Below are 13792 nucleotides of genomic sequence, written 5' to 3' on the forward strand. Positions count from 1 at the left end.
GGGTTGGACGATGACGACGACGCACTGGTATCAGCGCGGTGCCCGCAAAGACCGGACCTCGGTGTTCGCCGAGGACTATCTGCAGGTGCTCTTGCTCGGCATCGTCACGGTGCTGTTCGGGCTGGCGGTGCTCGTCTGGCCCGGCCAGACGCTGCGGCTGCTCGGTGTCGTGGCCGGGATCTGGCTCATCGTCCTCGGCGTGATGCGGGCGGTGACGGCACTGCGGTCGGACGTCAGCTCCTCACGCCGGATGATGGCCGGTGTCATGGCGGTGGTACTGCTGGCGGCCGGGATCACCTGTGTGCGCAACGCGGACCGCGGAGTGGTGGTGCTGGCCACGTTGCTCGGCCTGGCGTGGCTGCTGAGCGGCTTCGCGATGCTGCTCATCGCCATGCCGGCGAAGGAGTCGACACGGGGCTGGCTGAGCGCGCTCGGGATCGTCTCGGTCCTCATCGGCATCGCGTTCATGCTCTGGCCGGGACCGTCGTTGACCGCGCTGGTGCTGGTCAGCGGCATCGGCGCGGTGGCCATCGGCGCCGGCGAGGTCGCCCTCGCGATGCGGCTGCGGTCCGTCGAGTCCGGCCTGCCGCCGCAGGTACGGGCATGACACCGCCGTCGGTGCCCTGACCCGGGAGGGCCCGGTGGCAGGCGGACGGTGGCAGTTCTGGATCGACCGTGGCGGCACGTTCACCGACATCGTCGCCAGGCGGCCGGACGACGGCCGGCTGGTGACCCGCAAACTCCTGTCGAACAACCCGGCCCGCTACGCCGACGCGGCGGTCGCCGGAATCCGGTCGCTGCTCGGTGTCCCCGACACGGCGCCGATTCCGGCGGACCGGATCGAGGCGGTGCGGATGGGCACCACGGTCGCCACCAACGCGCTGCTGGAGCGCCGGGGCGAACGCACCGCGCTGGTCATCACCGAAGGCTTCGGCGACGCGCTGCGCATCGGCTACCAGAACCGGCCACGCATCTTCGACCGGCACATCGCGCCACCGGAAGTCCTGTACGAGCGGGTGATCGAGGTCGGCGAACGGATGTCGGCCGACGGCACCGTGCTGCGCGCACCGGACCTCGACCGGCTGGCCGACGACCTGCGGCAGGCGCACGACAGCGGCGTCCGCGCGGCCGCCGTGGTCTGCCTGCACAGCCACCTGTACCCGGCGCACGAACGCGACATCGGGAAGCTGGCGGAGCGGATCGGCTTCGACCAGGTCTCGTGCTCCAGCGAGGTGAGCCCGTTGATGAAGGTGGTGCCGCGCGGCGACACCAGCGTCGTCGACGCATATCTGTCGCCGGTGCTGCGCCGGTACGTCGATGCCGTGGCGCGACAGCTGCACGGCGTACGGCTGATGTTCATGCAGTCCAACGGCGGCCTGGCCGAAGCGGGGCACTTCCGGGGCAAGGACGCCATCCTGTCCGGCCCGGCCGGCGGCATCGTCGGCATGGCCCGCATGTCGCAGCTCGCCGGCTTCGACAAGGTGATCGGCTTCGACATGGGCGGCACCTCCACCGACGTGTCGCACTACGCCGGCCAGTACGAGCGGATCTTCGACACCCAGATCGCCGGGGTACGACTGCGCGCCCCCATGATCGACATTCACACCGTCGCGGCCGGAGGCGGGTCCGTCCTGCACTTCGACGGCGCCCGCTACCGCGTCGGACCGGACTCCGCGGGCGCCGACCCCGGCCCGGCCTGCTACCGCGGCGGCGGGCCGCTCACCATCACCGACGCCAACGTGATGCTCGGCCGGATCCAGCCCTCGACGTTCCCGCACGTCTTCGGACCCGACGGCGACCAGCCTTTGGACGCCGACCTGGTACGACGCGGGTTCGCCGAGCTGAGCGCGGCCATCGCCGGGCAGACCGGCGACGAGCGCACACCCGAGCAGGTCGCGGAGGGGTACCGGCAGATCGCCGTCGCGAACATGGCCAACGCGGTCAAACGGATCTCGGTGCAGCAGGGCCGCGACGTCACCGGATACGTGCTCACGACGTTCGGGGGAGCCGGCGGGCAGCACGCGTGCTCGGTGGCCGACTCGCTGGGCATCCGCGCCGTGCTCGTGCCGCCGATGGCGGGGGTGCTGTCCGCGCTCGGCATCGGCCTCGCCGACACCACCGCGATGCGCGAACAGTCGGTGGAGCGCCGCCTGGAACCCGCGGTCATGCGCCGGCTCACCGGCGTCGCGGACACCCTCGAGGGCGCGGCCCGCGCGCAGCTGCTGGACGAGGACGTCCCGGCCCGGCGGATCCGGGTGCACCGGCGCGCGCACCTGCGCTTCGAAGGCACCGACACCGCGCTGCCGGTCGAGCTCACCGACCTGGACACGATGGCGGCGGCGTTCCGGACGGCGTACCGGCGCATGTACGCGTACCTCATGGACCGGCCGCTCATCGTCGAAGCGGTCTCCGTCGAGGCCGTCGGGCTGACCGACCCCCCGGACCTGTCCCTGCTGGGTGAGCCCGCCGGCCCGCCGGACCGCCCGGCCGCAGCACCGAGCGGCGCGACCCGCCTGTACACCGGCGGCGACTGGCAGCAGGTGCCACTGCACGAGCGGGAGCGCCTGCGCCCCGGCGACACCGTCGTCGGCCCGGGCGTCGTGGCCGAGGCCGACGCGACCACCGTGGTCGACGACGGCTGGCGGGCCGCGGTGACGAAGCTCGGCCACCTGCTCCTGGAACGGACCCGGCCGGGCGGCGACGCGGCCGAGGCGACCACCCGGGTCGACCCGGTGCTGCTGGAGATCTTCAACAACCTCTTCATGTCGATCGCCGAGCAGATGGGCGCCCGGCTGGAGTCGACCGCCCAGTCGGTGAACATCCGGGAGCGGCTGGACTTCTCGTGCGCGCTGTTCGACCCCGACGGCAGCCTCATCGCCAACGCGCCGCACATCCCCGTCCACCTCGGCTCGATGAGCGCCAGCATCAAGGAGGTCATCCGCCGCCGCGGCGCCGGCATGCGGCCCGGCGACGTGTACGCGATCAACGACCCGTACCACGGCGGCACCCACCTGCCCGACATCACCGTCGTCACCCCGGTCTTCGACGCCGGCCGATCCGGGGTGCTGTTCTACGTGGCCTCCCGGGGGCACCACGCGGAGATCGGCGGGCTCACGCCCGGCTCCATGCCCGCGACCAGCCGCGACGTCCACGAGGAGGGCGTGCTGTTCGACACGTGGCCGCTCGTCGAGGACGGCCGGTTCCGCGAAGAGGAGACGCACCGGCTGCTCACGGAGGCGCCCTACCCGTCCCGGAACCCGGCGACCAACCTCGCCGACCTGCGCGCCCAGATCGCCGCGAACGCCAAGGGCGTCGAAGAGGTCGGCCGGATGATCGAGCACTACGGCCTCGACGTGGTGCGGGCGTACATGCGGCACGTCCAGGACAACGGCGAGGAGGCCGTACGGCGCGTCATCGACGCCCTCAGCGACGGCGGGTACCGCTACGAGATGGACTCCGGGGCGACGATCGCCGTACGGATCACCGTGGATCACGCGGGCCGGAGCGCGACGATCGACTTCACCGGCTCGTCACCGCAGCTGGCGACGAACTTCAACGCACCCTCGTCGGTCGTCACCGCGGCCGTGCTGTACGTCTTCCGGACGCTCGTCACCGACGAGATCCCGCTCAACGACGGCTGCCTGCGCCCGCTGCGCATCGTGGTGCCCGCCGGTTCGATGCTCGCCCCCAACTACCCCGCGGCCGTCGTCGCCGGCAACGTGGAGACGTCGCAGGCGATCGTCGGCGCGCTCTACGCCGCGCTCGGCGTCCAGGCCGAAGGGTCCGGGACGATGAACAACGTGACCTTCGGCAACGAACGGCACCAGTACTACGAGACCGTCGCCTCCGGATCGGGCGCCGGCGACGGGTTCGACGGCGCCCCGGTGGTGCAGACCCACATGACGAACTCCCGGCTGACCGACCCCGAAGTCCTCGAATGGCGCTTCCCGGTGCTCCTGGACGGGTTCGCCGTCCGGCACGGCAGCGGCGGCGCCGGCCGGTGGCGGGGCGGCGACGGCGCGGTACGCCGCATCCGGTTCCTCGAGCCGATGACCGTCAGCACCCTGTCGGGCCACCGGCGGGTGCCACCGTACGGGATGGCCGGCGGCGCGCCCGGCGCCCTCGGCACCAACCGGGTGGAACGCGCCGACGGCAGCGTCGTCCACCTCGCCGGCTGCGGCTCCGTCGACGTCCAGCCAGGCGACGTCCTCGTCGTGGAGACCCCCGGCGGCGGCGGGTACGGCACCACGTGAGCGCGCGGCCCGTCGCACCCGGAGCCGCTTACGGGCGCGCTCCTTCTTCTCGTTGGGAGTTACTGCCATTACCCCTTTCGGCAGCGTCTCCCTGACCGTCGCGATCCCCGGTTCGATAGAGGCGTGCCTGTGCCACCGTGCACGGCCGACCCTCTCGATCGTGAATTTGGGGAATCTGATGGATGCGACGACCAGCCGCCCCCGCCGGGCGATTCTGCGAGGCGTCATGCTCGGTACCGCGGGAACAGCGGCCGGTGCGATCCTCGGCGCCTGCACCGGTTCTCCGGCGGCCGGCCCGGGGCCGGCTCCCGGCAGCGCGACGGGCAGCGTCCCCGCTTCATCCTCGTCGGCGGGCGGCAGGGTGCTGCTGGCCTACTTCTCCCGGGCCGGGGAGAACTACTTCAACGGCGGCCGTCGGCGCCTCACCGTGGGCAATACCGAGGTCGTGGCCGGGACGATCGGTGGGCTCATCGCCTGCGACGTGCACCGTATCGAGGCCACCGACCCCTACCCGGACGACTATGAGCTGACGGTCGCCCGTAACGTGCGTGAGCAGAACGAGAACGCCCGGCCGGTCATCGCGAACCCGGTGACCTCGATCGAACGCTACGACACGATCCTGCTCGGCAGCCCGATCTGGAACGTCCGGGCGCCGATTATCATGACGACGCTGGTCGAGGGCCTCAACTTCGCCGGCAGGACGGTCCACCCGCTGACCACGTACGCGATGAGTGGCCTCGGCACCACCGAGCGGGACTACGCCGTGTCGTGCCTCGGCGCGAAGCTGGGGGAAGGCCTCGCCGTGCGCGGCGAGGAGGTCGCCGATGCCGGGCCCGCCGTCGAGGCCTGGCTGCGCCGCATCGGCCTGCTCACCCGCTGACCGCGCCATCCGGCGATGAAGGGCTGCCGTCAGTGTCGCGCCGGGGCGGTGCCGGCCTCCTGCGTTGCGGCCCAGCTGGCGAGGAGTCCGAGGCCGTCGCCGGACGGTGTGCCCGGCTGTGCGGAGTAGGTCAGAACGGTCAGGGTCTCGTCACCGACCATCTCGAGCGCTTCGAAGTCAAGGTCCAGCTCGCCGATGGCCGGATGACGGAAACGCTTGGTGCCGTGACGGTGCACGTAAACGTCCTGGGCTGCCCACCAGCCCCGGAACGGCTCGCTGCGCATGGACAGCTCGCCGATCAGGTTCATCAGCTGCTGGTCATCGCAGTTGCGGGCGCCGGCGATGCGCAGCGCGGCGACCGCGGAGCGGGCGACCTGCGCCCAGTCCGGGTAGAACGCCTGCGCGTGCGGGTTGAGGAAGGTGAACCGCATCGAGTTCACCGGCAGCGTGGCCTGGGCGGCGAACATGGGCGCGTACAGGGCCATGCCCAGCGGGTTCGCGGCGAGGATGTCGAAGCGGTGGTTGCGCAGGAACGCGGGCACCCCGGTCATCGACTCGAGCACCCGGCGGATCGCCGGGCGGATCTCGGGCGCCTTGTCGCGGCGGGCACGGGCATGGGCCGGCTGAGGCCCGGCTGCGCGCGCCAGGTGGTGCAGATGCGCGGTCTCCGTGTCGTCGAGCCGCAGTGCGCGGGCGATGGCGTCCAGGACGCCGTCGGACACGCCGCCGAGGTTGCCGCGTTCCACGCGGGTGTAGTACTCGACGCTGACCCCGGCGATGGCGGCGACCTCGCCCCGGCGCAGCCCGGCGACGCGGCGGCTGCCGTACGCGGGAATACCGGCCTGCTCAGGGCTGACCTTTGCCCGGCGGGAGGTGAGGAACGCTCGTACCTCGTCACGGTTGTCCACAAACCCCAGGCTAGGCGCCTTGCCGAGCGTGAGGGGGTCACTGCCGGTACCCCTTTGCGTGGTGACTCCCGGAAGGCGGAACACCGCGGTTTGCTGACAGCAGGCCGGGTACGTCCTCGTGAAACGGCAGGGAAGGAAGCCTGTGGAACGGAAAGGAGCGCTCCCCATGTCCACCAATGCACGGTTGACACTGAACAACGGCGTCACGCTCCCCGCCATCGGATTCGGCGTTTTCCAGACCCCGCCGGACGAGACCCGCGACGCCGTCCAGGCAGCGCTGTCGGCCGGCTACCGGCACGTCGACACCGCTGCCGCCTACGGCAACGAGCGCGAGGTCGGCGAAGCCATCGCCAGGTCCGGCATCGACCGCTCCCAGGTCTTCATCGAAACCAAGATCTGGATCAGCGACTACGGCTACGACCAGACCCTGCACGGCTTCGACAAGAGCGCGGCCAAGCTGGGCGTCGACCAGATCGACCTGCTCATCCTGCACCAGGCCCTGCCGTCGGAGTTCGGCAAGACCCTCGATGCGTACCGCGCCCTGGAAAAGCTGATGGCCGGCGGAAGGGTCCGCGCCATCGGCGTCAGTAACTTCATGGTCGACCACCTCACCAAGCTGCTGGACAAGGCCACGGTCGTGCCGGCGGTCAACCAGATCGAGGTGCACCCGTATTTCCAGCAGCGCGAGGTCCAGGCTTTCGGCGCGCAGCACGGCATCCTGTCGCAGGCGTGGTCGCCGATCGGCGGTATCACGTTCTACCGCGACGGTGAGCACACCAGCACGCTGCGGGACCCGGCCATCGGGCGGATCGCCGAGGCGCACGGCAGGTCCCCGGCGCAGGTGATGCTGCGCTGGCACGTACAACAGGGCCGCTCGGCCATCCCGAAGTCCACCAAGCCGGCCCGCATCGCCGAGAACATCGACGTGTTCGGCTTCGAGCTCACCGGCGAACAACTCGCCGCGATCGACGCCCTGGACACCGGCAAGCGCGGCGGCCCCGAGCCGGAAGCCGTCACCCTGGAAAACTTCGGCCGCGAGATCCCCGAAGCCTGATGTCCACCAGCCCCGCTGTCCGCCCGGGCCGCGGGGTTTTCCACCTACGACGACGACGACATGGAGGAGACACCATGCGTACCGCGAAGCTCGGCGAACTCGAGGTCGCCCGGATCGGCCTCGGCGCGATGGGGATGTCGCACGGGTACAGCGGCGCCGGCAGCGACGACGCCGAATCGATCCGGGCCGTCCACCGGGCGATCGACGTCGGCGTCACCCTCATCGACACCGCCGAGATCTACGGCCCGTACGTCAACGAGGAACTGGTCGGCAAAGCGCTCCAGGGCCGCCGTGACCAGGTCGTGCTGGCGACCAAGTTCGGCCTGATCTCGCACACCGGCCGCGGCGCCGGGAAGCCTGACAGCAGCCCGGACAGCATCCGCCGCGCGGTCGACGGCTCGCTCAAGCGGCTCGGCACCGACCACATCGACCTGTACTACCAGCACCGCGTCGACCCGGACACCCCGATCGAGGAGACCATGGGCGCCCTTGCGCAGCTCGTGCAGGACGGCAAGGTCCGGTACGTCGGCCTGTCCGAGGCATGGGTCGGCACGATCCGCCGCGCGCACGCCGTGCACCCGGTGACCGCGCTGCAGTCGGAGTACTCGCTGTGGACCCGCGACCAGGAGCAGATCCTGCCGGTGCTGCGTGAGCTCGGCATCGGCCTGGTCGCGTACTCCCCGCTCGGCCGTGGCTTCCTCACCGGGGCCCTGCGCACCCCGGCCGACGTGGAGAAGCTCGACGACAGCGACTTCCGCAAGCACCACCCACGCTTCACCGGCGAGAACTTCCAGCGCAACGTGCGCCTCGCCGACCAGGTGAAGGCGGTCGCCGACCAGGTCGGCGTCACCTCGGGACAGGTAGCGCTGGCGTGGCTGCTCGCCAAGGGCGACGACATCGTGCCCATCCCCGGCACCAAGCGGGTGAGCCGGGTGGAGGAGAACGCCGCCGCGGACGCCGTCACACTCACACCTGGACAGATCGCGACCCTCGACGCGCTGCCCGTGGCCGAGGGTGACCACCACACCGACGAGCAGATGCAGCTGATCGAGCGCTGACCCGCGGGGCCGACCAGCTCCTCCGTCCGTCAGGTGTAGCCGTGGCGTTGGACGCGGTTCCGGGGCGGGGGCTGCCCGCTGACCGTCCACGTGACCGCTCGCCGGCGTCAACCTCCTGGAAGGACATGCGCGTGTCGGACAGCCGCCCGGACGTCGCCGCCCAGATCGATGCGCGCATCCACCGGTACGTGGATCACGACGACGAGCCGGCGATCCTCGGCGCCGAGTCGCTGGTACTGGCAGGTCGGGCGCTGGCGGATGCCGGCCGGGACGGCATGTCCACGCCTGCCTCGTGCGACCTGGTCAAGATGGTGGCCTGGCTGCGCTGGTTCCGGTATGAGGCGCTCCACCAGCGGTCCCCGGACGCCGGCACCGAGCGTGAGATCGCCGTGCGGCTGTTCACGATGCTGCTGGCCGTGGCACCGGAGCTGGTTCCGGACGGCCAACGGTCGGCAGCAGGCCTGCTCCTCGAGGCGGGCCTGGCACGTACACCCGCCGGCCGTGACATCGAGTTCGGCGAACTGCTGCTGAGAGCTGCCCAGGAAGGCGGTGGCCCGGCCGTGCTGGACGCGAGCATCGCCTGCTACGAGCGGGGACTCCGGTCAGCGAACGGCGCCGGCGGCGGGCTGGCCGGCTGGTACAACCTGGCCCTCGCGCTGACCCGCCGCTACGAGCTGGCCGGTGAGCCCGCAGACCTCGACGCGGCGATCAATGCGGCCCGGCACGCCCTGGCCGCGGCGTCGACGCGCCCGGCCGAAGAGGGCAATGTGTGGCAGAACCTCGGCGAGCTCCTGCAATGGCGTTTCGAGGCGACGGGCGACAGCGCCGACCTCGACGAGGCGATCAGCGCCAAGACCGCCGCGGTGCGCTGCGATCCCACCGACGCCGGGCGGTTGTCGAACCTCGGCATGGGGCACCGCACCCGGTACGAGCGTTCCGGGGATCCCGCGGATCTCGACCAGGCGGTCGCGTTCGGCCGGGCCGCCGTCGACGCGCTCCCGCCGGGCAGCCCCCACAGCGCGGCCGTCTGGTCGATGCTCGGTCTGGCGCTGACCGCCCGCCACGCACGCACCCACGACGACCGGGACGCCGCCGCCGCGATCACCGCCGGCGCGAACGCCGTCCAAGCGGCCGGTGCGGGCGACCCGGACCGTGCCATGTACCTGTCCAACCACAGCCTCGCCCTGCACAGCCGATACCAGTACACGCACGACGTCGACACCCTGCTGCGGGCGATCGACGCCTGCCGCCAGTCGATCGGTCACAGCACCGGCGCCGATCCCGGGCTCGCGGCGCGCCTGGCGAACCTCGCCGTCTACCTGATCGACCGGTACCGCACCGGGCGCGCCGACCACGGCGGTCTGCACGAAGCGATCGCGCTGCGCCGGCGCGCCGTGGAGCTCACACCGCGGAACGGGCCCGACCGCGACCGCTATCGCAGTGGCCTGGCCGACGCGCTCCGCATGCGGTACGAGCTGCTCGGGGACGAAGCGGACCTGGACGAGGCGATCGAGCTCGGCGAACTCGACCTGCTGCCATGACCCGCCAGCAGGTGGACGTCCCGCGCGGAATGCGGCTGGCGGTGACGAGCGCCGCGCTGCAGGCGCGGTACCAGCGGCGCGGCGACCGGACGGACATCGACAAGGCCATCGACTGCGGGCGGGCGGCGGTGGCCGCGCTCGCCGGCCACCCGAACGAACTGATGGCGTTGACCGCGCTCGGCATGGGACTGCGCATCAGGTTCGACCCGCAGGCAGCTCCCGGCGACCTCGACGAGGCCGTCGAGGTCCTGCAGCGTGCCGTCGATCTCACGCACCCCCATGACGCTCAGCGGCACGGTCGCAGGTTCAACCTCGCCGATGCCCGCTTCCAGCGGTACCAGGAAGGCCGCGATCCACACGGCCTGGGCGCCGCAGAGTCGGCGTTCGCCGAGATCGTGAGCGAAGCACCGGACCCGCAGTTGCGGGCGATGGCGTTGTCAGCGCTGGGCCTCGTGAACATGGCCAAGCTGCGGGACCGGCCGGCGGCTCCCCGTGCGGCGATCCTCGACACCGCCTTCGATTGCTGGCGCCAGGCCGCGGCCACGGGCGGCGCGGACGCGAGAACGCGCATCGTCGCAGCAACGAGGTGGGCGCACGCGGCGGCCGAACACCGTCGCGGCGCCGACTGCGCCGAGGCTGGCACGGCCGCGGCCGGGGCGTTGGAAGCCCTGGTCTGGCGCGGGCTGACCCGCCGCGGGCAGGAGCGCCATCTCGCCGTGTGGGGGACCGTCACCCGGGACGGCGCCGCGGCGGCGGTCACGAACGGCGGCGCGGCAGCGGCGGTGGGGCTGCTGGAACGAGGCCGGGCGGTGCTCTGGACCCAGCAGATCCGCCCGCGCGCCGCGGCCCACCGCCTGCGCGCAACTCATCCGGAGCTCGCGGACCGCCTCGACGCGATCCGTGTGCAGCTGGACGCCACCAGCGGCGACCTGGCCGTACCGGACTCCGGGCAGGACTGACCGCGGGTCAGGGCGTGGTCGGGGGGAACTCGTCCGCGCGGGAGAGGGACGACGGTGGGGTCTTGCCCAGGACGTCGCCGACCGCGGCGGCGAGGGTCACCAGCTTGTCGATCTGGAGGCCGGTCGACACCTCGGAACGACCGAGCATGAAGGCGAGGTCCTCGGTCGCGATGTTGCCGGTCGCGCGCGGGGCGAACGGACAGCCGCCGAAGCCGCCGACGCTCGCGTCCAGCACCTCGACTCCGTTCCGTACTGCCTCCCAGGCGTTGGCGATGCCCGTGTTGCGGGTGTCGTGGAAGTGGAACCGCAGCGCCGTGCCGGGGGCGGCGACGTCACGGACCAGCGTGGTGAGCGTGGCGACCTGGTAGGGGACGCCGACGCCGATGGTGTCGGCCAGGCAGATCTCGTCCGGGCGGGCCTCGGCCAGGCGGGCCGCGAGCCGCTGGACCCGGTCGGGGGCGACCTCGCCCTCGAAGGGGCAGCCGAACGCCGTGGCCAGGGTGACGGTCGTGAACAGGCCGGACGCGCGGGCCTGCTCGATCACTTCAAGGGCGGTGCCGATGCCTTCGTCGGTGGACATGTTCTGGTTGCGGCGGCTGAAGGTGTCGCTGGCGGGCACGACCACGTTGACCTCATCGACACCCGCGGCCAGTGCGCGGTCCAGGCCGCGGCGGTTGAGGACGAGGCCGCTCCAGCGCACGCCCGGGACCCGCTCCACGGTCGCCATGACGGCCTCCGCGTCGGCCATCGCCGGCACCAGGCGGGGGTGCACGAACGACACCGCCTCGATGCGGCGGGCCCCGGCGGCGACGAGTGCCGCGGCCCAGGTGACCTTCTGCTCGGTCGTGGCGAGGGTGCGCTCGTTCTGCAGGCCGTCGCGGAGCAGGACCTCGACGATCTGGACCGACGCGGGAAGCGCGGTCACCTCCGGCGCTGTGTCAGCCACGCCCACTCCTCACGAAGGTCAGTGGCAGCATCGTATACAAAACGACCTCCAATGCCTATAGTTTGCCGGTACTGGCGTTTGATTGCACACAATCGGGAGCGGTGAGCAGATGAGCCGGATGTCAGAGTTCGAGGGGCGATCGGGTGCGGAATACACGATGACCGTCGAGAAGGGCAAGATCCGCGAGTTCGTCGCCGCGGTCGGCTCGGAGCATCCGCTGTACTTCGGCGACGACCCGGTGTCGCCGCCCACCTTCCTGGCGTCGAGCGAGTTCTGGACCACCGACGCCAGCCCGCCGTGGGGCGGCGAAGGCCCCGACCTGTCCCGAGTCCTGCACGCCGGGCAGCGGTACGTGTTCCACGGGCCGCCGCCGCGGGCCGGCACCGTCCTGCACTGCCGGCAGCGCATCGACCGGGTGTACACGAAACAGGGCCGCCGCGGCGGCACGCTCGAGTTCGCGGACATCGTCACCGAGTACCGCGACGCCAGCGGGCGCCTGCTCGCCGAGTCCACCGCCACCCTCGTCGTGACGCAGCAGGCCCCCACGGCATCGGCACCGGCCGAATGACGACGCCGCGCCCGCGACCGGGCTCGCTGGAGCCGCTGGTCGAGGGCCCGCTCACCGTCACCGACTTCGTGCGCTACCAGGGCGCGTCCGGCGACATGAACCCGATCCACCACGACGCCGAGTTCGCCCGGGCGGCCGGGTTCCCGACGGTGTTCGCCGTCGGGATGCGGCAGGCCGGCGTCCTGGCCGCGTATGTCGGCGGTCACCTCGGCCCCGACAACGTCCGCCGGTTCGACGTGCAGTTCCGCGCGATCGCCTGGCCCGGCGACACCATCACGTACCGCGGCGAGATCACCGCCGTCGAGGAGACCGCGACGCACACGGTCTGCACGGTCGTGGTCACGGCGACCCGGCAGACCGGCGAGGTCCACCTCACCGGGACCGCCGTGTTCGAGGTTCCATAGATAGCCACCGCATCGCGGAAGAGCAAGGTCACAGCCGTTCGACGATGGTGGCGTTGGCCTGGCCGCCCGCCTCGCACATCGTCTGCAGCCCGTAGCGGCCGCCGGTCTGCTCGAGGTGGTTGACCAGGGTCGCCATGAGGCGCACGCCGGAGCCGCCCAGCGGGTGGCCCAGCGCGATCGCGCCGCCGCGCGGGTTGAGCCGCTCCGGGTCCGCCTCGAGGTCGGCCGCCCAGGCGAGGGGGACCGGTGCGAACGCCTCATTGACCTCGTAGGCGGCGATGTCGCCGATGGTCAGGCCGGCCTTCGCGAGGACCTTGCGGGTCGCCGGGATGGGCGCGGTCAGCATCATGACCGGGTCGTCGCCGGCCAGTGCGAAGGCGTGGAAGCGAGCGCGGGGCCGCAGCCCGAGCTCGGCCGCGCGGGTGGCGCTCATGATGAGCGCGGCCGCCGCCCCGTCGGTCAGCGGCGAGGAGTTGCCGGCGGTGATGTGCCAGCCGATCTGCGGGAACCGCTCGGCGGCGGCGTCGTCGTGGAAGGCGGGTCTGAGCCCGGCCAGGCCGGCCGGTGAGGTCGCCGGGCGGATGGTCTCGTCGCGCACCAGCGGAGCGTCGCGGCCGGGCACGTCCACCGGGACGATCTCGCCGGCGAACGCCCCGGACTCGGTGGCCGCCGAGGCGAGGGCGTGCGAACGGGCGGCGTAGGCGTCCAGCTGCTCGCGGGTGAGGCCCCAGCGGGCGGTCACCAGCTCGGCCGCGATCCCCTGCGACACGAGGCCGTTGCCGGCCAGGCGGGCGGCCACCCCGGGGCCGAACGGGTCGGCGCCGCCGACCATCGCGGTGCCCATCGGGACGCGGCTCATCGACTCGACCCCGCACGCCACGACGACGTCGTAGGCCCCGGCCATCACGCCCTGGGCGGCGAAGTGCATCGCCTGCTGGCCCGATCCGCAGGCCCGGTCGACGGTCGTGCCCGGCACGCCGATCGGCCAGCCCGCGGCCAGCACGGCGTTGCGCCCGATGTTGGCCGCCTGCTCGGCGGCCTGGCCGACGCAGCCGGTGATGACGTCGTCGATCAGCGCGGGATCGACGCCGGTTCTCGTGACGAGCGAGCGGAGCACGGTGGCCAGCAGGTCCACGGGATGCAGGCCGGACAGCGCCCCGCCGGGCTTGCCGCGGCCCGACGCGGAGCGGACGATGTCGACGATCACGGCGTCGTGCACAG

Annotated in this window: 12 protein-coding genes; 9 read left to right on the forward strand and 3 right to left on the reverse strand. The window is 72.0% G+C overall.

Translation table 11 applies throughout. The annotated features are described in order from the left end of the window. The first annotated feature begins 10 nt into the window (after positions 1-10). The 3 genes from ACZ6TV_RS13225 (at position 11) to ACZ6TV_RS13235 (ending at position 5133) form a co-directional block, all read left to right on the forward strand. Positions 11-607: an HdeD family acid-resistance protein gene (locus tag ACZ6TV_RS13225; RefSeq protein ID WP_465297381.1), complete on the forward strand. Its 597-nt coding sequence runs from the start codon at positions 11-13 to the stop codon at positions 605-607. A gap of 34 nt (positions 608-641) precedes the next feature. Next, on the forward strand, positions 642-4253 hold the full coding sequence (locus ACZ6TV_RS13230; RefSeq protein WP_465297382.1) for a hydantoinase B/oxoprolinase family protein: 3612 nt from the start codon (positions 642-644) through the stop codon (positions 4251-4253). A gap of 226 nt (positions 4254-4479) precedes the next feature. After that, positions 4480-5133, forward strand: a complete 654-nt coding sequence (locus ACZ6TV_RS13235) for a flavodoxin (protein WP_465297383.1) — start codon at positions 4480-4482, stop codon at positions 5131-5133. Positions 5134-5162: 29 nt separating this feature from the next. On the opposite strand, the gene ACZ6TV_RS13240 is transcribed toward ACZ6TV_RS13235, so the two are convergent. Further along, positions 5163-6041, reverse strand: a complete 879-nt coding sequence (locus ACZ6TV_RS13240; RefSeq protein ID WP_465297384.1) for a helix-turn-helix transcriptional regulator — start codon at positions 6039-6041, stop codon at positions 5163-5165. A 166-nt stretch (positions 6042-6207) separates the two neighbouring features. Here ACZ6TV_RS13240 and ACZ6TV_RS13245 point away from each other — a divergent pair, with 166 nt between their 5' ends. The 4 genes from ACZ6TV_RS13245 (at position 6208) to ACZ6TV_RS13260 (ending at position 10653) form a co-directional block, all read left to right on the forward strand. Continuing rightward, the gene (locus ACZ6TV_RS13245; protein WP_465297385.1) at positions 6208-7095 is read left to right on the forward strand and encodes an aldo/keto reductase; all 888 of its coding nucleotides are present in this window, start codon (positions 6208-6210) and stop codon (positions 7093-7095) included. Between the two features lie 74 nt (positions 7096-7169). Beyond that, entirely contained in the window at positions 7170-8153 is a 984-nt protein-coding gene (locus ACZ6TV_RS13250; RefSeq protein WP_465297386.1) for an aldo/keto reductase, read from the forward strand. Positions 8154-8284: 131 nt separating this feature from the next. Continuing rightward, on the forward strand, positions 8285-9694 hold the full coding sequence (locus ACZ6TV_RS13255; protein WP_465297387.1) for a hypothetical protein: 1410 nt from the start codon (positions 8285-8287) through the stop codon (positions 9692-9694). Then, positions 9691-10653: a hypothetical protein gene (locus tag ACZ6TV_RS13260; protein ID WP_465297388.1), complete on the forward strand. Its 963-nt coding sequence runs from the start codon at positions 9691-9693 to the stop codon at positions 10651-10653. The genes ACZ6TV_RS13255 and ACZ6TV_RS13260 overlap by 4 nt, the downstream gene beginning before the upstream one ends. Positions 10654-10660: 7 nt before the next feature. On the opposite strand, the gene ACZ6TV_RS13265 is transcribed toward ACZ6TV_RS13260, so the two are convergent. After that, positions 10661-11599, reverse strand: coding sequence for a hydroxymethylglutaryl-CoA lyase (locus ACZ6TV_RS13265; protein ID WP_465297389.1), 939 nt, complete (start codon positions 11597-11599; stop codon positions 10661-10663). Positions 11600-11717: 118 nt separating this feature from the next. Between ACZ6TV_RS13265 and ACZ6TV_RS13270 the strand changes: the two genes are divergently transcribed. Together ACZ6TV_RS13270 and ACZ6TV_RS13275 are read left to right on the forward strand one after the other, a co-directional pair. Next, on the forward strand, positions 11718-12167 hold the full coding sequence (locus tag ACZ6TV_RS13270) for an FAS1-like dehydratase domain-containing protein (RefSeq protein ID WP_465297390.1): 450 nt from the start codon (positions 11718-11720) through the stop codon (positions 12165-12167). Then, positions 12164-12571 (forward strand): MaoC/PaaZ C-terminal domain-containing protein, encoded by a 408-nt coding sequence (locus tag ACZ6TV_RS13275; RefSeq protein WP_465297391.1) that lies wholly within the window; start codon positions 12164-12166, stop codon positions 12569-12571. Before ACZ6TV_RS13270 ends, ACZ6TV_RS13275 begins: the two co-directional genes overlap by 4 nt. A 28-nt stretch (positions 12572-12599) precedes the next feature. On the opposite strand, the gene ACZ6TV_RS13280 is transcribed toward ACZ6TV_RS13275, so the two are convergent. Continuing rightward, positions 12600-13790 carry a thiolase family protein gene (locus ACZ6TV_RS13280; protein WP_465297392.1) on the reverse strand — a complete coding sequence of 397 codons (1191 nt, stop codon included), beginning with the start codon at positions 13788-13790 and terminating at the stop codon, positions 12600-12602. Between the last annotated feature and the right edge of the window lie 2 nt (positions 13791-13792).

Source organism: Dactylosporangium sp. NPDC051087 (assembly GCF_055586325.1).